Annotated in this window: 13 protein-coding genes; 6 read left to right on the top strand and 7 right to left on the bottom strand. The window is 47.8% G+C overall.

Annotated elements, in window-relative coordinates; translation table 11 throughout:
• The first annotated feature begins 10 nt into the window (after positions 1-10).
• The 3 genes from VM802_RS24895 to VM802_RS24885 are packed head-to-tail and all read left to right on the top strand — an operon-like array spanning position 11 to position 3,821.
• Positions 11-1,504, top strand: coding sequence for a RagB/SusD family nutrient uptake outer membrane protein (locus tag VM802_RS24895; RefSeq protein ID WP_325535760.1), 1,494 nt, complete (start codon positions 11-13; stop codon positions 1,502-1,504).
• A 16-nt stretch (positions 1,505-1,520) separates the two neighbouring features.
• Positions 1,521-2,210, top strand: a complete 690-nt coding sequence (locus VM802_RS24890; RefSeq protein ID WP_325535758.1) for a fasciclin domain-containing protein — start codon at positions 1,521-1,523, stop codon at positions 2,208-2,210.
• 18 nt (positions 2,211-2,228) lie between these two features.
• Positions 2,229-3,821, top strand: a complete 1,593-nt coding sequence (locus VM802_RS24885; RefSeq protein WP_325535756.1) for a delta-60 repeat-containing protein — start codon at positions 2,229-2,231, stop codon at positions 3,819-3,821.
• A gap of 272 nt (positions 3,822-4,093) precedes the next feature.
• On the opposite strand, the gene VM802_RS24880 is transcribed toward VM802_RS24885, so the two are convergent.
• Together VM802_RS24880 and VM802_RS24875 are read right to left on the bottom strand one after the other, a co-directional pair.
• Positions 4,094-5,716: a RagB/SusD family nutrient uptake outer membrane protein gene (locus tag VM802_RS24880; protein WP_325535754.1), complete on the bottom strand. Its 1,623-nt coding sequence runs from the start codon at positions 5,714-5,716 to the stop codon at positions 4,094-4,096.
• Between the two features lie 80 nt (positions 5,717-5,796).
• Positions 5,797-8,802 (bottom strand): SusC/RagA family TonB-linked outer membrane protein, encoded by a 3,006-nt coding sequence (locus tag VM802_RS24875; protein ID WP_325535752.1) that lies wholly within the window; start codon positions 8,800-8,802, stop codon positions 5,797-5,799.
• A 262-nt stretch (positions 8,803-9,064) separates the two neighbouring features.
• On the opposite strand from VM802_RS24875, the gene VM802_RS24870 reads away from it, so the two are divergent.
• From VM802_RS24870 to VM802_RS24860, 3 genes are all read left to right on the top strand, one after another.
• On the top strand, positions 9,065-10,423 hold the full coding sequence (locus tag VM802_RS24870; RefSeq protein WP_325535750.1) for a 3-keto-disaccharide hydrolase: 1,359 nt from the start codon (positions 9,065-9,067) through the stop codon (positions 10,421-10,423).
• A 107-nt stretch (positions 10,424-10,530) separates the two neighbouring features.
• The gene (locus tag VM802_RS24865) at positions 10,531-12,303 is read left to right on the top strand and encodes a DUF885 domain-containing protein (protein ID WP_325535748.1); all 1,773 of its coding nucleotides are present in this window, start codon (positions 10,531-10,533) and stop codon (positions 12,301-12,303) included.
• Between the two features lie 322 nt (positions 12,304-12,625).
• Positions 12,626-12,982: an MmcQ/YjbR family DNA-binding protein gene (locus VM802_RS24860; RefSeq protein WP_325535746.1), complete on the top strand. Its 357-nt coding sequence runs from the start codon at positions 12,626-12,628 to the stop codon at positions 12,980-12,982.
• 35 nt (positions 12,983-13,017) lie between these two features.
• On the opposite strand, the gene VM802_RS24855 is transcribed toward VM802_RS24860, so the two are convergent.
• The 5 genes from VM802_RS24855 to VM802_RS24835 form a co-directional block, all read right to left on the bottom strand.
• Complete coding sequence (locus VM802_RS24855; RefSeq protein WP_325535744.1) at positions 13,018-13,803, bottom strand: sulfite exporter TauE/SafE family protein; 786 nt, start codon at positions 13,801-13,803, stop codon at positions 13,018-13,020.
• Between the two features lie 251 nt (positions 13,804-14,054).
• On the bottom strand, positions 14,055-15,359 hold the full coding sequence (locus VM802_RS24850; RefSeq protein WP_325535742.1) for a Gfo/Idh/MocA family protein: 1,305 nt from the start codon (positions 15,357-15,359) through the stop codon (positions 14,055-14,057).
• Between the two features lie 147 nt (positions 15,360-15,506).
• On the bottom strand, positions 15,507-16,877 hold the full coding sequence (locus tag VM802_RS24845) for an alkaline phosphatase family protein (RefSeq protein WP_325535740.1): 1,371 nt from the start codon (positions 16,875-16,877) through the stop codon (positions 15,507-15,509).
• 53 nt (positions 16,878-16,930) lie between these two features.
• A complete protein-coding gene (gene eboE, locus VM802_RS24840) occupies positions 16,931-18,160 on the bottom strand; it encodes a metabolite traffic protein EboE (RefSeq protein ID WP_325535738.1) in 1,230 nt (409 codons plus the stop codon).
• Complete coding sequence (locus tag VM802_RS24835; protein WP_325535736.1) at positions 18,160-19,314, bottom strand: 3-dehydroquinate synthase; 1,155 nt, start codon at positions 19,312-19,314, stop codon at positions 18,160-18,162. The genes eboE and VM802_RS24835 overlap by 1 nt, the downstream gene beginning before the upstream one ends.
• Between the last annotated feature and the right edge of the window lie 301 nt (positions 19,315-19,615).

The raw sequence follows: 19,615 nt of genomic DNA, 5'->3' as shown, positions 1-19,615 counted from the left end.
TTCTTTTCAGATGAAAAAATGGTATACAATCGCCTGCCTGTTATGCCTGCTGGCAGGAATGGCCGCCTGTAAGAAATTCCTTGAAGTAAAGCCGCTGGATACACTTTCAGGTAACGACTTCTGGAAAACAAAAGGCGATGCAGAGAAAGCTATCAATGGCGCGTACAGCGTACTCCTCGACAAATTCCTGGAAGGTACGCTATACAATACCGGCGACTTCCGCCCGGGAAACTGGAACTGGTTCAACAAACGTAACCTGCGCGCGCTTGGCACTAATGACCTCCTCAGCGGAGAACTTTGCTGGAACTGCACCGACGGCTCCGGACGCGTTGTAGACTGGTCCATGTTCTACAGAGCTATTGCCTCCGCTAATCTCTGTGCAGACAGAATTCCCGGTATCAATCATCCTGATTTCGGCGCCCGCGAGAAAAAGGCACTCGCCGCAGAAGCCCGGTTTATAAGGGATTTCATCTACTTCTATATGGTGAGATTATATGGAGATGTTCCGTTGCAGATGGACCCATATAATACTTCCATCCGCCCGCGGGAGAAGATGGAGAAAGTACTGGAAGTATGTATGCAGGATCTTGATGCCTGTAAAGATGACCTGCCGCTCTCCTACGAAGACCCCACCAACAGGGCCGTACGGGCTACCAAAGGAGCCGCGCTCACCTTAATGGTCCACATGAATATGTGGCTTGCCGGTTTCGACAAAGCCAAACAGCAACAATACTGGCAAAAGGCCGCTGACCTGAGTAAGCAGGTGATAGACCTTGGCGTATATGAACTGCTGCCTTACACCAAAGAAACATTCAAAAACCTCTTCAAAGGGCGCTCCCAGGAAGGTATTTTTGAACTGTCGCTGGATGCAAACTATGGCGTCAACTTCCATTCCCTGATTGCACAATGGACACTGCACGAGCCCATCATTCACAGCAGTGGCGATCTTTTCGGCGGTTATGGCAGCGAGATTACACCAATGATCAAACATCTCGACAGACTGTATCCACGCGGCGAACCAGATAAACGATTTGAATTGTGGTTCGATGATCCTTATTCCACACGCAATCCGCAATCAGCGATGTTCCTGAAATTCTCCGCTGTTACAGACCCGTCTACCAGGGATTACGACGCCAATTTTATTTTCTTCCGTTATGCAGACCTGCTGCTGCTGAGAGCAGAAGCCTTGTCTTACCTCACGCAGGATGCAGAAGCAATTGCATTACTCAACCAGATTCGTGACCGCGCCGGCGCACGCCGCTACGCAGGCAGTGGTGGCAGAGGCCTGCAGGATGCCATCTTCACCGAACGTGAAAAAGAACTGATGGGAGAAGGTCATCTCTGGTATGATCTCGTACGCACCGGGCGTGTAACAGACAGGAATCAATGCGAAGACTACCTGACTACGGAACAATATACACGCCGCGCCTGGACATGGCCCATATACAACGGAGCCGTTACCAACAATCCGATGATCACGCAAAATGAATACTGGATACAATAACCATAAAATCTGTTTTATGCAAAAACTGCTAACTATATGCTGTATCCTTCTGCTGGCAATGACGGCATGTAAGAAGGATTATTATAAAGACGGCGGGCTTGCAGAAGCCCGGTACAATGGTAGTATCTATGATTATCTCGTCAAAAACCCATACCTCTTTGATACAGTCGCTTATGTTGTGGAAAAGGCAGGTCTGAAGAAGATGTTGATGGAAGATACGGTTACTTTCTTCTCACCAACTGACGACGCCATCCGTGATGCAATGAATGAGCTTAACAACTACCGCTATCTGACTGCGGAAGACAGCGTGCATCTCGATGACATTGATCCTGCCGTGTGGCGCAGGTTTCTCTCCTTGTACATCCTCCGCGGAAAGTACCAGGCAAAACGCTTTGCACGCATAGATCCTAAAAACGTGTATGCTTACCCGGGAATCAACTACGTAATGGAAAGCGGATATATACTCAACATAGGATTAATCTACCAGGACTACAATGGTGTAGAAGCAGTAGGTGCAAGGATCATACGTGTAACAGATATTACGTATGATCCCGCCAACTTCACTAATAACCCCTCCGTAATTGTAGCCACGTCAGACATTCAGCCGCTGAATGGAGTATTGCATGTGTTCAACATCCGCCATACGCTTGGCTTCCGGGGTGGAGAATTTACCAGGATAGCAGAACAGTATCTGCAAAACAAATAACCTGTCAACCATTATTGTATGAAAACATTTGTAACCTTTATACTGCTGTTGACGATCTGCTACGCCTGCAAAAAGGAATCCGTCAGCAGCAACGGGAAAGATCCATATGACGACAACGTACAGCCTGCGGTCATTATCAGTAAAAACGGTATCAGCCCTGCCAAAGGAGCTCCCAATGACGAAGTCACGGTATCCGGGAAAGGATTCGCGAAGAACAAGGACAAGCTGGTTATCCTTTTCAACGGACAGCGGGCCGATATTATATCACTAACGGATACGACGGTACGCGTACGTGTGCCAGCCCTGGCAGGAACCGGCAGCGTCTCAGCGCAGGTAGAGCAACAGTACTTCTTCGGGCCTTTCTTCCGGGTGCTGGGCAGCTTTGAAATGGATACGCTCTTTCCCGGCGATCGCGGCGCCAATAACATGATCGCTGATATTATACCTGTGGAAAACGGTAAGTATCTTATCGTCGGCGCCTTCAACAATTACGACAATGCCAACATTGATGGCGGCGTCAACTGTGTGGCACGCATCAATCATGATGGTACGCTTGACCGTTCCTTTACCTATGGTAAAAAAACAGGAACCAACACCTTCGTCAATACAGGCGCACCACTGCCCCGCGGAGAATACCTCGTTGCAGGCGGGTTCAACTCCTACGAAGGCATAGGCTATGTTAACAGCATCGCAAAACTATACAGCAATGGTTCCCTGCAAACAGTAAAAACAAAGCTGGCATCAGGCACGGAACTCCAGACATCGGCAATGAAGGGCGGTGTATCCGGGCAAGTGAATAACCTGCTCCTCCAGCAGGACGGGAAAATGGTACTCACAGGCGCTTTCAGGTACTACGTGCAACCTAATTTCAGTCTCACCGGCTCCACAGGTCTTGATTCCATACACCTGGACTCCATACAGGCCACCAACATCATACGGCTGCAATCCGACGGCTCCATCGACAGCACCTTCAATTATGACCTCGTAAATCACCGCGGCAAAGAAAGTGTGAATGGATTCATCGGACGCACGTTGTTACTGCCAGACGGGAAGATCATCATCACCGGCAACTTCACCAGGTACAACGGTCAGGATGCCAGGCGCATCGCCAGGCTAAACCCGGATGGCTCCCTGGACATGTCGTTCAACACAGGTGCCGGAGCTGATCAACCCATTTATAGCATTACCAGGCAACCGGATGGGAAGTACATCATCGTAGGCGCCTTCAACAATTACAATGGCCAAACGGCCCCGCATGTGGCACGGCTAAATGAAGACGGCACCCTCGATCCCTCCTTCAGGATGGACCAGAACGCTGATGGCTATATTTTCTCTGCAGACGTAATGCCTGGCGGAGAAATTATCCTCAGTGGTACCTTCCAACGTTTTGGCTACTTACTATGCAACAACATCGTAGTACTACGATCCGACGGCGCTATACACCCCACTTACAACACCAACGGCGGCGTATCACTTGGCGAACGGGCAGTAAGCGGCGGCATCGCAAGAATAGTACAGCAGCCAGCAGAAAAGGCCATGCTGATAGTGGGAAGCTTTACAAAATATGACTACAGAAATAGCAACAGAATCGTAAGAGTGAAGTATAAATAGGTAAATAGGTATTAGCTTTTAGTATTCTACCTGGATACCAAAAAGCTAATACCTTATGCAGTTAAGTACATAAATCCAGTATTATCAAAGGGAGTAAAAGCGTACAAAGAAAGAATTAAAGAAGAGGCATAGAAGGGTCAACCAGGGGGGCAAAGCCTACTCAAAGGCATGTTAAAGGCGCACTTCTCAGGATCATCATCCGCCTGAGAAGCCGGTTAAAGAAGACTTCTCAGGCAGATAAAACACTGATGATCAGCAGGATAATAAGTATATCAATATCCCTTATTCTGCGGGAATGGGGTGGAGGACCTGTCTATCTGATCCTGCGGGATAGGCCGCAGCACATGTATAGGCAGTATATTTGCCGCTGCTTCCGGGTTATGCTTCTTCACTCTTTCCAGCAGCTTGCCGGTACGTTTCAGATCAAACCAGGCCAGTTGCTCTCCAATCAGTTCACGGCCTCTTTCATCAAGGAGGAAATCTATATTCATATCTGCCGGTGTGATCTTCATGAGCAGTTGGTTCTGCTGTGTTTCAGCCGGTGTAGAACCCTGCCGTGCTGCCCGCATGCGCACTGCATTCACGAGATCTGCCGCTGCCTGGGTATTGCCCATGCGCATCTGCGCTTCCGCTGCTATAAGGTAAGTCTCCGCAAGACGGAAGGCAATGAAAGGCCTTACCCCCGAAGCCTGGTTATCAGGACGCAGCGCATCAGCAAATTTGTTAAGGGAAGGATATAATCTTTCCGTGTAGTTTCTGGGCGGTACCAGCAGGTATTTCTTACTTTTTATCACATCGTTGCTCACATCCACGCCGGGCATATATACAGCCGTATCGCCCATATTCATCAGCCAGGGCGTAGCAGTGGGCTTGTTCACAAACCACAAAGTGGTAAAGAATTTTTCATACCGCACGTCATGCACGCGGTCTTTGTACAGCGTATCCAGCAGGAATTTTGTCGGTTTGAAACGCTTCCAGGGTGTGCCATTAGGGAGATCGCGCGTCATACCATCCAGCACGTCGTATTGCATCAGGAAAAAGCGGCAGGCGTTATTGTCAGAAGAACCATACAGCGGATCTGTAGTGTATTGTGCTGCAAAGATGGTTTCGGTATTGTTTTCATTTCCCTGCGCCCAGATTTTCCCCGGGTCATCCAGCAACTTGAAGCTATAGTTTTTGATGACCATATCCGCATACTTCGCGGCATTCATATAGTCATCCGTGTGAGCTTCCGGTGCAGATGCACGAGTAAGATATACCCTTGCCAGCAAATGTTCTGCAGCAGGTTTGGCGGCGCGTCCCCATTCAGCCTGTGTGGCAGGCAGGTTCTGCTCTGCAGTGAGCAGGTCGTTAATGATGGCGTCATACACTTTTGAAACAGAGTCTCTCGTAGCGGAAGTCAGTATTTCCTTGTTTTCGTGCAGGCGCAAGGGGACATTCCCGAAAAGCTGCATCAGCAAAAAATGATAATGCGCCCGGCAGAACAAGGCCTCGCCAATACCTCTCACTTGGGAAAGGGAGTCGAGATCCTTCACCTGGTCTGCCCGGTCTATGGCCACGTTGCAGCTATTGATCGACTGATACAACCCGTTCCATAACTCATTGACATGTGAATAACGCGCATCCAGCTGAGAAGTATATTGATTGGCAAACTTGAAGTTACCATCAGAACCATTGGAGTAAGTATCTGTTCCAAACACAGTGAGCGACATGCCGCGCTCTGTGCTGTAGAAACTGCGCATACCTGCGTACCCGGCGTTCACAGCAGTCATGAAACCATTACGCGTATAATAGAAATCATCTGTTGTATTGGTTACCACATTTTCCTGCAACATCTTGTTACAGCCTGTTCCGGCAAGCGCCAGCAATGCTATTCCCCAGAAAATATTTTTCATAACAGTAATTTTATAAACGCTGTGATCTTCGCTTATCAGAAAAATCAAACCAATCACAAAAATCACAGTCTGATTAAAGATTAAAACCTGGCATTCACACCAAATTGCAGCATCCAGGTGGCCGGTACATCAACACCGATAGTGTTCACATCTTCCGGGTCCACACCTTTCCACGTTTGCCTGTAAGGAGCAAGGATCAACGGCTGCTTCACGCTTACATTGAAACGAAGCCCCTGCATCTGCCAGCGTTTTACGAGCGCGTCAGGCAAGTCATAGGCCAGGGTGATATTGCGGATCTTGAAGAAAGAACCGTCAAAATAACTCAGCGACTGATAGTTGCTGGGGCGTTCCTGGTTAGCATTAGGTCGTGGGAAATCGTTGGTAGGATTAGCAGGCGTAAAGTAATTCACATTCAGGTTATTGAAGCGTCCTGAAAGAGATAACATGTTCTGGTAAAAATCACTTTTAATGGTGTTGCCTATACGGGCAAATGCTACTATTGACAGCTCAAATCCTTTGTAAGAGAAGCGTTGCGTAGTACCGCCCTGCCACTTAGGCTGCGGAGTACCCAGTATCTGGCGGTCGCTTGCATCCACCTTACCGTCTCCGTTGGTATCCTCGATTTTTATTTCACCGGGCTTCACTTTGTACTGCGCAGCCTGTGCCGCTTCGCTGGTTTGCCAAATACCCGCTTTCTTGTAATCATAGTAAACATATGTAGGCTGCCCCACAAACCAGGCATTGCCTATATCAGCCTGTTTACCTCCCATCAGCTCCAGGATTTCAGATCTGTTGCGCGTATAGTTGACATCCATACTCCAGCTGAAACCTTTGGGGTTGTCGATGATAATGCCTGTCAGTCCTACTTCCCATCCCCTGTTGGCGGTAGCGCCCACGTTCTGGAGCACACTGTTGAAACCATTGCTGTAAGGCAACAGGAAAGGCATCAGCAGATCTGTAGTTTTCTGCCTGTAGTAGTCCACAACACCTGTGAGACGGCCGTTGAAGAAACTGAAATCGAAACCGGCATCAAATGATGTGGTGGTTTCCCAGGTGAGGTTGGGATTACGCAGCTGCTGCGGCACATAGCCCAGTACGCCTTTACCACCGAAAGAATAAGGTATGCGTGACAGGGCACCCTGTGTTACATAAGGGTTAATACCGGTATTACCTATACGGCCATAGCTGACGCGCAGTTTCATCATATCGATGTTCTTCTTTCCCTTGAGGAAAGGCTCGCCGGTAATATTCCAGGCGGCTGCCACAGAGGGGAAGTAGCCCCATTGTTTGCCTGGCGCGAAACGGGAGGAGCCATCCGCTCGTAAGGTAAGGGTAACGAGATAGCGGTCGTCATAACCATAGTTAAGACGTCCCATATACGACAGGATAGTCCAGGTGCCCAGGCTGCTGCCCACGCCTGTTACGTTCTGAGCTTCACCGAGGTTAAAGTATTGCTGATTCTCCACCAGCACCCCACGCACATTGGCTGTGGAACTGTCACCGCGCTGGCGCTGTACACTGTACAAGCCGGTGAAACCGATGTTATGTTTTTGTTTGATGACCTTATTGTAAGTAAGGATATTTTCAATAGTATATGCAATCGTTTCACCGCTTGTTTTGGACGCAGTAGCATTACCTCCACCAGTGAGCAGATCAGTGGTATACTTTCCGAGAAATAAGCCATAGTTATATTGAGAAATATCTGGCCCGACATTTAATCTGTATTTCAGGCCGTCAATAATTTCCACTTCACCGTATAAACTGGTAAAAAGGCGAAAACGTTTGCGTGTTTCCACACGTGCACCGTCCACGAGGTCCAGCAACGGATTAGGCAGGTTACTGTCGCCATTAGGGAAGATCACCAGGTTGCCTTTGTCATCGTAGGGAGAAGAGATGGGCAGCATACGCAGCAGTGTCTCAGAGGTACCGTAGGTTTCGCCTTTACGGTTGCTGTAGGAGCCGAGTATAGAAGCACCCACCTTAATCCGTTTCCCGATAAGCTGATCCAAACCAAAGTTCAGGTTGTAGCGTTCATAGCCTTGTAATTTAAACACACCCTGGTCTTTAAAATATCCCAGCCCGATAGAATACTTGGTCTTTTCGGTACCACCGGTAACACTCAGCGAGTGATTAGTCTGATAGCCACTCTGTACCAGGAGTTTCTGCCAGTCTGTGTTAGTGCCGTTCTTGATGCCGGCATATTCAATAGGATTGAAAATGGCCTGGTCTGAAGAGTCGGCGTTCTTATCATTGTATTTCCCGATGGTACGGTTAGCTTCCCTGCGCATATCGGTAAACTGTTCTGCATTCATCATGTCAGTTTCACCCAATGCATGCACATAGCCATAAGAGCCTGAATAAGACACTATCGGCCGGCTTACCTTGCCTCGTATCGTTGTGATGAGGATAACCCCGTTTGCGCCCCTGGAGCCATAAATAGCTGTGGCTGACGCATCCTTCAGTACTTCCATCGACTGAATGGTGCCTGTACCTATATCATTGAGGCTTCCCGAATAGGGGATGCCATCAACAACGTAGAGGGGGTCGTTACCAGCGGAAAGGGAGCGGCTACCGCGGATGCGCACTGTTGGCTCATCACCGGGCTTAGCACTGTTACTCACCACATCCACGCCAGGTGTACGCCCCTGTAATGCCTGCTGGGCATTGGTTACCGGTACATCCCGGATTGCCTGTGTAGAGACGGAAGCAATGGCGCCCGTCACATCTTTCTTTTTCTGCTGGCCATATCCCACCACCACTATCTCATCAAGTTTCTTCTGATCCTCGTCCAGCGTAATACTGACGATATTCCTGCCGTTCAGCGGCTCCTCCTTTGTTGTAAATCCGATAAAAGAAAATAGGAGCACAGCTCCCGCAGGTTCTTTTAGCTGCAGCTCAAAATGCCCGTTGGCATTAGTTTGCGTACCCACGGTCCTGCCTTTGACGGATACTGTCACGCCAACCAGCGGCGACTTATCCCTGGCATATACATTCCCCTCAATGCGGGAAACCGACTGGGCTTGCAGGAGTTGATGCAGTAGCAGGCATAGCGCAATGCACCACAAACGTGAAATCTTCATTTTCATAACGGTGTTTTTCTATAACGTTTTGTTGGCTGATAAAAACTTCTCTTCCCGAGACATACTGAGTTCCAAAATAAGATTAATTTGATTAAATGCAAACGATTGCAACAAAAATATATAACGCGGCGAATGCTTGATGGCAGGCGAGTCTCGCCCACCGGACCTATAAAAGAAAAGAAAATCTGTACCTTTTATTGCAATCGGTTGTAAAAATCAATTTCATTACTTACTTTGTAATCATATTTTTGATATAACTATGAAAAAAATGATTCTTTTATGCGGCAGCCTCCTCTGTATATACAGCGGGCTGTCTGCTCAGAAAGCACAATGGAAGCCGTTGTTTAACGGTAAAGACCTGAAAGGCTGGAAACAGTTGGGAGGACAGGCAAAATACAATGCCCAGGACGGGCAAATAGTCGGCACTACGGTGATGAGCACACCAAACTCCTTCCTCGCCACTGAAAAAGAATATGGCGATTTTATCCTTGAGTTGGAATTCAAGCTGGGCAAAGAGTTCAATTCCGGTATCCAGTTCCGCAGCCAGAGTCGTACCGACTATGAGAATGGCCGCGTATTTGGTTATCAGATGGAGATTGACCCTTCCGACCGTAAATGGAGCGGAGGAATATATGAAGAAGGAAGAAGAGGGTGGCAATATCCGTTAGAGCTAAATCCTGCTGCGCAGAGTGCCTTTAAGAAAGATGGCTGGAACAAATACCGCATCGAATGCCGCGGCAATGAAATGCGTACCTGGGTGAATGGCGTTCCTGCCGCCCATCTGGTGGATACCGCATTGCCCAAAGGTTTCATCGCGTTGCAGGTACATGGCATCGGTAAAAATGCCGCCGATGACAACAAGAATATTTACTGGAAAAACATCCGTATCATAGAAAATCCGGCTCCATCCCAGTATTCTCCATACGATAATATCTATGTGGTTAATAATGTGGATAATAATATCTCCGGCCAACAGAAGAAAAACGGCTTCCAGCTACTGTGGGACGGCAAAACGGCTAACGGCTGGAGAGGTGTCTACAAGAAAACTTTCCCTGGCAAAGGCTGGGTAATCAATGACGGCGTGCTGACCATACAACACTCCAATGGAGATGAAGAAGGCAGTGGTGGCGACATTGTTACAGATAAAGAATACAGTGCATTTGAGCTGGAATTTACGTTCAAACTCACACCAGGAGCCAATAGCGGCGTAAAGTACTTCGTCAGCGAAACCTATGAAACGGGGGGTAAGTCAGCCATCGGACTGGAATACCAGGTGCTGGATGACGAAAAACACCCGGACGCCAAGCTGGGACGCGATGGAAACCGCACACTGGCCTCACTTTACGACCTAATTACAAGAAAACAGGAAAAACGTGCCCTCTTACCTATTGGAGAATGGAACAAAGGTCGTATTATTGTGTATCCAAATAACCATGTAGAACACTGGCTGAATGGTTTTAAGGTAGTGGAATACGAACGCGGCTCTCAGGCTTTCAAGGACTTAGTAGCCATCAGCAAGTATAAAAACTGGAAGAATTTTGGTTTGTGGCCGGCCGGTCACATCCTCTTACAGGATCATGGTAATGAGGTTTCCTTTAAAAGTATCAGGATAAAAACATTAAAATAAAATATTCTAATCTTTTTTTTCATTGTTCACTGTTCTAAATAAGCATTCCGATTCTTCGGGATGCTTTCTTATTTTTAGCCCCTAATTACCTGCTTTAAATCACGGATATGCATACACTAAAAAAAATGGGCTGCCTGCTTGCCCTCGCCGGCCTGCTCACCACCTCCTGCCAGCAGAAAGCATCGCACACGGATGCCAGAGTGGTACAGGACTCCCTGAATCAGCTCGCAGCCCGCTACTACGATGAAAGTATGGCGCTGAACCCCATACAATCCACCTTTAACGGAGAAACAAAATACAATGATCAGCTGCCTGCCGACATCAGCGAGACCTACCGCACACGCCTGGACTCTTTCTATGTCCGCTACCAGCAAGCACTGAAAGGCATCGATACCGCCGCCCTCTCCGCCAATGACCGTATCACCTATGAAATGCTCCGCCGCGAGCTGGAAATCGGCCGTGAGGGGCTGCAATATCACGATCACCTGATGCCCGTGCAACAGTTCACCTGTCTGCCTATTACGTTGGCACAGTTAGGCTCCGGCTCCGCCGCTCAGCCATTCAAGACACAGAAAGATTATGAGAACTTCATGCTGCGTATGAAAGGCTTCGCAGCATGGACAGATACAGCCATCGCCAATATGCGTCGCGGCATCACCACCGGCTACGTACTGCCCAAAGCGCTGGTGGTGAAAACCATCCCGCAGCTGGCCGATCTGGCTAAGAAAAATGACAACAACATCTACTATGCCCCGCTGAAAAAATTACCTGATTCTCTCAGTGTAGCCGCCAAAGACCAATTGACAAAAGACTACCGCGCATCCATCGAACAATATGTACTGCCCTCCTACGCAAAACTACACCAGTTCATGCAGGAGGAATACCTACCTAAATCCCGTACCAGCAGCGGCATCGACAGCATCCCCGATGGCAAGGCATACTATGCCTACCTGATCCGGTACTGGACCACTACGTCCTTCACTCCCGACGAAATATTTGCATTGGGAGAAAAAGAAGTAGCACGCATCCGCGGAGAAATGGAAGCCGTGAAAAATAGTACCGGCTTCAAAGGTGACCTGCCGGCATTCTTTGCATCTGTGCGTACAGATAAAAAACTCCACATCTTTAAAACCGCTGCCGCCATCCTCGATTCTTTCAAGGCGATTGAAAACAAGATCATGCCGGGAGTGAAAAAAATGTATAGCCATTTCCCGAAAACAAAGTTCGAAATACGCCAGACAGAAGCCTATCGTGCCGCCTCCGCCTCTGCTGAATACCAGCAAGGTTCCGCTGACGGCACAAGGCCGGGGACATTCTATGTGCCCATTCTTAACCCGGCTGAGTTCTCCTATATGGGAATGGAAACGCTGTTCCTGCATGAAGCTATTCCCGGGCACCACTTCCAGATCTCACTTCAGCAGGAAAATGACTCCCTGCCTAAATTTCGTCGCTTTACCTGGATAGGCGCCTATGGCGAAGGTTATGCGCTCTATTGTGAAAGCCTGGGTAAAGAGCTGGGGCTTTATACAGATCCTTACATGTACTTCGGTCATCTCTCCGATGAAATACACCGTGCCATTCGTTTAGTCGTGGACGTTGGTATGCACCATAAAGGCTGGACCCGCGAGCAGGCCATCAAATACATGATGGACAATGAACCTATCTCAGAACAGGAAGTAACTGCTGAAATAGAACGCTACATGGCCATTCCGGGGCAAGCGCTTTCCTACAAAATAGGGGAACTCAAAATCCGTGAGCTGCGCAACAAATACACCAAAGAGCTCGGTAGCAAATTCAGCCTTCCCGCTTTCCATAACGAGCTGTTGAAAGACGGATGCGTACCGCTTTCTGTACTGGAACAGAAAATGGCTACCCTCTGATCATCCTGCCTTTCATACTAATGGCGAGCGAAGATTGAAAAGTTGATTAAATGACTTATAAAAAGCGGAGGCCCTTCCCACTCGTCTGGTGGAAAGGGCCTCCGCTTTTTATTTTCCTATATCATCATCAAAACATTAAAGAAATCACAATTAATCTTCTTCTATCAGGATAACGACAAAAATCATAAAAATATCACAGTCAAGTGTGCATTTTATTCCCTACATTTACATAGCAGTTTCAATCTCTATTTACAGCAAAATTTTCTAACTGTATCGCCCGACAAAGGCGGTATTGATTGTATATGCTTTTAAACTGACTGCTATGTTTGATCACACCCTCGATATGTGCCAGTCTTTACCGGCCGTGACCGTTGATAAGAAATGGGATAATGAACTACGATTCTTTGTTGGAGAAAAATTGTTCTGTATGTTATCCCTCGAGCCACCTCACCGCATTTCCTTCAAATGTGCGCCAGCATTGTACCACAAGCTGATCTCCCATCCGGGGATTGTGCCTGCGCCTCACCTGGCAAGGTATCACTGGGTACAGCTGAATAAGGAAGACGCACTTCCCACCAGTGAGTTGGAGTCCTTACTGCATGATGCTTATGAGCTTATTGTGAGCACGCTCCCTCCATATGAGCGGGAAGCTATTAGCAAGCTGAAGATAAGTGCATGATAATATTGATCAGATATACCTTTCCACGACAGACTTTACGCCCGCAGCGTGAAAATGATATCGTATATTCCAAAAATAATCAGCGTCAATGCAAAGATCTTTTCCAGTAAGGGTGTCTTCATTTTAACGGCTGTCTTTGCCCCCAGATAGGAAGCCGGAAAAGCAGTGAGCGATAAAAGCAATGCAATATTCCAATCGATATGTCCCAGCTGCCAGTGTACCAGCGCCCCGGGTACAGATAAAATCGCAGATAATATTACCGCACATGCCAGTGCCTGTTTGATAGGCATTTTTAATTTCTTGATAAAGAAAGAGCTGAAAAGGATCCCGCCCGCATTGGCCAGCAACCCTGACAAGAAGCCGATGAATAAGGCAGCTCCAATCAGTTTCCCGGCAGGCAAACTGCTGCTGCTGATCATTTCCTCATTAGTTACAGTTTTGCGGCTCAGGAAGGCATATAACAACGAAACCCCGATGGATACAATAAACAGAGCGGTCAGTACCATCAGGGACCTTCCGGGCAGGTAGCTGCTCATCCATGAACCGGCAATAGTGGCCGGCACTCCGAAAGCGGCGCCTAATAAGATCACCTTTCTGTTGAATAATTTTTCCTTGCTATATACAGCCGTCGCAGACAAAGTACTGGATATTGATGCCGGCAACGGCGAAGCAAGTGCAAAAAAGGGATTAACTCCCGCAAAGATCTGTAGCGCCGGCGTGCTGATAGCGCTTCCTCCTTTTCCCAATAACCCGGAAAGATAACCGACTACAATGCCGATCACCAATACAGGCAGATAATTAGATTGTTGTAAGTACTCCATGGGTACATTCCTCCGAAAACGTATAAAATGGCTGGTGTGGTTGGTAAAAAAATTACAGGTATGTCAAAAGTAGGTTAACAGGCAGGGGCAAACAAATAATAGCTATAACTATAAGTTATGAGAGATAACAAGATATTATATTTATTTACAGTCTATAAATATAATAGGGATAGGGGATTTAGAGGATTAACCACTACCTTTCAGGAACATGGTTTTTGTTTACCTGGCCCCTGAAAGCTAATAAATGAAAGCTATATTTTCGGCGCCCACCCTTTCTCATACTCACGTTGCCACAGTTTCATGGCTGCTTCATCATTCAGGATATGCCCATTAGTCGGATCTGTATGTAACACATGGCCGGTGCGCTGCGCAATATTGCCCAGGAGGCATAGCAGCGTACTGCGGTAGCCGCTATTTATTTCAGAGTTGAGCGTAGCCTTACCACGAATACTTTCGAGGAAGTTATTGATATGAACAGCATCATAAAACTCACCGGCAGGGCTAACCGTATTGGTAACATTCTGATTGGGGTTTTCGGCCTGCTTAACATCCTTAACCACTTTACTCTTCCTGTCTAAAATCTTGTAATTGTCACCCCCTGAATTATACAGGGTTCCATTTTCACCGAAGAGTGCAAATCCGCGACCACTGCCTTCCAGGGTATATGGATCGCAGCTGCGGCCTTCCCAGGAAATAGACTTGTTGCCTTCAAACTCGAAGCTAAGGGTTTGTGTATCGGGAGTTTCCCAGTCGTCCTGCGGATAAGCATAACGCCCGCCTGCAGAAGTTACTTTTGTGGGGAATTCCACATTCATGAACCAGCGGAGACAGTCCAGTTCGTGAGTTGCATTGTTACAGGTTTCGGATGTACCCCAATGCCAGCGCCAGTGCCAGTTGTAATGCACAATATTGTCGAGATAATCTCTGCGGGGTGCAGGGCCCTGCCACAGATCCCAATCCAGCCTAGCCGGCGCCGCTATCTTCTTTCCCACACCTATTGGCTTACGGTCATTCACATACCATCCACGGCCATAATGTACATTGCCAATGATACCTTGTTCTTTCACTTCTTTTACAGCCTGCTGAAGGTTGGGCCAGGAACGGCGCTGGTTGCCCATCTGCACAAGGCGGTTGTACTTTTTTGCGGCAGCTACCAGCAGTTCACCTTCATGCGGATTGTGCGCACAGGGTTTTTCCACATATACATGTTTTCCGGCAGCAGTACCCATGATAGCGGCTGGTGCATGCCAGTGGTCAGGTGTAGCAACGATCAATGCATCAAAATCCTTACGTTCCAGCAGCTTGCGGATATCCTTGATTACTGTCGGCTGGCGCTGTTGCGCACCGGCTACAGCTTTCAACCCTTTCTGGATGGCGCCGTCTTCCACATCGCAGATATAGCCTATTTCAGCACCCGGCAGCTTGGCTGCTACCTGTGCAAGCCAGTTACCCCTGGAGTTCACGCCCATTACTCCCAATACAATTTTGTTACCCGGTGCATTTTTCCCAAATATGGGGAAGTTAAGAATAGTCAAACCTGCTCCAAGTCCCGCCATAGAGCTGGTTTTTAGAAACGCTCGTCTTTTCATTGTTGACATCTTGATTGATTATATTTAGTTAGATCGAATCATCCGCAATCGGTTGCATTAAGATAGAAATAACTATTAAATGATGTCTGTTTTTAGTGTTAAACGGTAAAATGTCTATTCATCTGCGGTGAGATGATTCCAGATCACATTATACACATCAGTTGGCTGTAACTCTTTGCTGGCAAGCGGATCATGGCTGATCACCACCGGGTGCAGCGATGCATCTTCTTCCAGCCTTCCGTGAGAGCCCTTGATCAATGTGGCATCCAGCGGAATCACATTCATCAGGTAGCGGAAGCCCAGTTTCTTTTTAAGCAGTTTACCTGCTGCTTTGAGCTTAACGAAAGGATCTGCAGGGTTCATAAACATCTCCACCGGATCATATCCTGGCTTGCGGAAAATATCTACGATGCGTGCAAAATCAGGCGCTTTGTTATCGTCCAGCCAGTAGTAGTAGGTGAACCAGCTGCCGGCATCCGCCACCGCCACCAGATCCCCGCTGCGGGCATGATGAAGATGGTGCTGCCGTTTTCCTTCGCGATCCAGCACGAGCTGCACGCCGGGAACATTCTCAAGAACAGAGCGGACCTTTTTATAACAGGAAGGATCATTAATATAGATATGCGCGATCTGATGGTCTGATACTGCAAACGCACGGGAAGCACCCGGATCCAATAACTCAAGTCCTCTCTCCACTCGCAGGGTAAGCAACCCTTCCTGCCGGAATATACGGTTCAGATGCACCGGGTTGTTCACATTACTGATCCCATACTCTGACAACACAATAGGATTCACCCCCTGCTGCTGATAATAAGTGATCAGTTGTTTACATACATCATCTATCTCCTTAATCTCCTTCGCATTGCGCACCACATCCTGTCCAAATTTCTGCAGGCAGTAATCCAGGTGTGGCTGATAGATAAGCGTGAGGGTAGGATTGTATAATTTATCAGTGAGGATAGCAGCATCTGCTATCCATTGTGAAGACTTAATATTGGCTGTCGGGCCCCAGTAGTTGAATAACGGAAATGGGCCCAGTTCTTTGGTAAGATGATCTCGTAACGTATCCGGCGTTGTATAACAATCCGGGATCTTGCGGCCATCAGAAAGATAGTTAGGACGTGGAGTGAGCGAGTAATCTACATTTGCGTACATGTTATACCACCAGCACATCTGCGAACAGGTGAAGGTTGGATCCAGCCGGCGGGCTTTGTCCCATATCTTGGGACCATCTACCAGTTTATTGGATTGTTTCCAGAATTTTATTTCGCAGTCCGTTCGGTCATACCAGCCATTGCCAACGATACCATGCTCACTGGGCCACTGCCCCGTAAGATAGGTACTTTGCACAGCCGTAGTTACAGCCGGCAGCATGGGCTTCACGGTAGCCATATGTCTTTCCTGTGTATAGGCGCGCATGAATGGCATGTGCTCCAGCAAGGATGCAGAGAGCCCTACAACATCTATTACTACTGTTTTTCTCATAAATTCGTCACCGTTACATTTCCGGTATAAAGCTATAATTCCATGCGGAGATTTCAAATAGCTGCTTCACTAAAAGCCATTACCTCTTTTACCCACTTCAGTTCGCGTGCAATGGAGGCAGACATTTCCAGTTTAAGATCAGGCGGCAACACATCCCAGGTATAGGTTTCCACTTCAAAGTGTGTGGTAAAAGGCTCGCGCTTGTTGAGTTCCAGTACAGCCCTGATTTCATCCTGTGTGGAATACAGCGGATCGAACTTTTGCAGGAACACCGGCACATGAAAGTGTGCACGCAGCAAAGCAACAGAAGGATCTCCCATTTCCTCCAGCGCCGGCTGCAAATCAGGATACTGCCTGAGCCGGCCAGTCTTATCACGCATAATCACCTGGTGCAGATAAGTAGGCTCATCAAATTTCCGGAGTGCATTCACGATAGCGCTACGTTCTTCTCCTGGTTCCGGCATATATGCCATCAGTGCTGCACTTATCTGCATCTTACCCACTTTGAGTCCGTGTTCCTTTAGACTGCTGATCACATGCTGTGGCTCTTCAAATGCCAGCGCGAAATGACACACATCATAGCAGAGCTGCACATGTTGTCTTATTATATTGCTGGCTGTTATTTCGTCCACACGCAGTTTATCGCTGATGAATGGTATTCCCAATGGCAGCAGCGATTGCGTGAACCAATCTATATATTCCTGAGAATTTTCAAGGACACCATCCGGCTCCGGCTCAATGTCGAGATGCATCAGCGGGCCGCCGCTGCGATGCACGCGGGCCAAATGTTCCACCACCAGCAACATATTCAGCGTAGCGCTTTCCACAGCAGCGTTACGGTCTTCCTCACAACGATTACTCCAGTATTTATAGGAAAGCGGTGAAGTAGAAATACTTCCTTCCATACCGTCAGGTAAGAGTGCTGAAAGGATCCTGAAGAGTCGTATTGTATAGCTTACGCGGTCTGCCTGTGTCCAGTCGGGCGCATGCACCTCGTCCTTTACTACTATGTGGTGAAAACTGCCGTAAGGAAAACCGTTCATCGTAAATACGTAACAATCCTCCTGTTTCAGCCACGTTTTAAAATCATACAGATTTTCTTCTTTCGACAATTCCAGGCTGGCTGTATTGGACAGGCGTAACCCAATACCAAAAGGCATTCCGGGCGCCACCTCCTTTCTAACAGCTGGTATATACTTTTTTAACTGTGCAAAATGATCATCCCATTTTTCACCGGGATGTATATTGGTACAATACGTAAGATGTCCGTATGGTGTTTGCATTACTGTAATTTTTTGCAGATGTCAGCCGCTTCGTACAGCAGATCGTAGTCTATATCATGTATTTCTTCTCCTTTACCGATGGCGCGTAATAGCGATACGGTGAGTCTTCCGCCCAGATGCTCGCGGAATTCCTCCAGTCCGGCAGCCACAGGTGAATGTTCGGATTCCGCTCTTTCAAGCAACGAATGCCATATGGGCAGCTGCATATTTTTAAGCACCGTTACGATGCGTTTCATATCTGTCTCGCTCAGCCACCCCAACAGGAATGAATACACGCTATCGAGTGCAATACCTATGGATACGGCCTCTCCGTGGCGCAAGGTAAAGTTGGTGAGCTGCTCCAGTTTGTGTGCACTCCAGTGACCAAAGTCAAGCGGTCTGGAAGAGCCGCTTTCAAACGGATCGCCCCCCTGTCCGATGTGCTGCATATGTAGTTCTGCACAGCGGTATATCAGTTCCTGCATAGCCGGCATATCGCCATCGGTGAGACTTATCGCCTTTTCTTCTATCCAGTTAAAGAAAGAGGCGTCTCGGATAAGTGCAACCTTTACAGCTTCCACCATACCGGAGCGCCAGTCGCGTGAGTCAAGGGTAGCCAGGAATGATGTATCATTGAATACAGCGGCCGGCGGAGCAAAAGCGCCCAGGAAATTTTTCTTCCCTTTATAATTAACCCCATTCTTAACCCCAACGCCGGAATCGTTCTGCGAGAGCACCGTAGTAGGAATACGGATATGCTTAACGCCCCTGTGTGAAATAGCTGCTGCAAAACCTACCAGGTCCAGCAGGGAGCCCCCTCCGATCCCGATTACATAGGAATGCCTGTCTATCCCATATTTGTCGATAGCATCTACCAACTCAAACAATAGCGGGAGATCATTCTTAATCCCCTCTCCTCCGGTCACGGTAATGATTTCCCGCGCCAGCTGAAATCCTTCGATCCTGCCGAGATAATCACTGATCTGCCCGGACAAGTGCGGATGCTTTGCCGATACGCCTCCATCCAGGATAACCAGCAGCTTCTTACGGAAGTGCTGATCAGCGCGGGATGCCAGGAATGCTGACAAACAGTTATTGGGAGAGGTGAACAGATCAGTGGTGAAATAAACCCTGTAGGAATAATTAACGTCGAAATTTTGCTGAATGTGTTCCATTGGCTTGATCCTGTCTTCTGTCTTTTAAAAATCTATAACGTCTAAAAATACAGAATAATGTGAAAATATCAGAAAGAATAAGGCCCCGGGAACGGGGCCTATCTTTGGGGTTCTACCTGTTGGCTGTTATCAGCATAAATAAGGATGGGGTGTTAACTCGCTCTTACCGTAATACAAAGTACGTATGTTTATTACTCCCGGAAAACGGTATTTACCATTATTTCAAAAATTCCGTATTTCTACGTATACCGGAAAAATACCCGGAAAGGCGCATAAACATTATACTTCCGGATAGCCGTGG

The sequence above is a fragment of the Chitinophaga sp. genome (assembly GCF_035538455.1).
Lineage (GTDB): Bacteria > Bacteroidota > Bacteroidia > Chitinophagales > Chitinophagaceae > Chitinophaga.
Note: the sequence above shows the minus strand (reverse complement) of the source record. Positions and strands in the feature narration are given on the sequence as shown.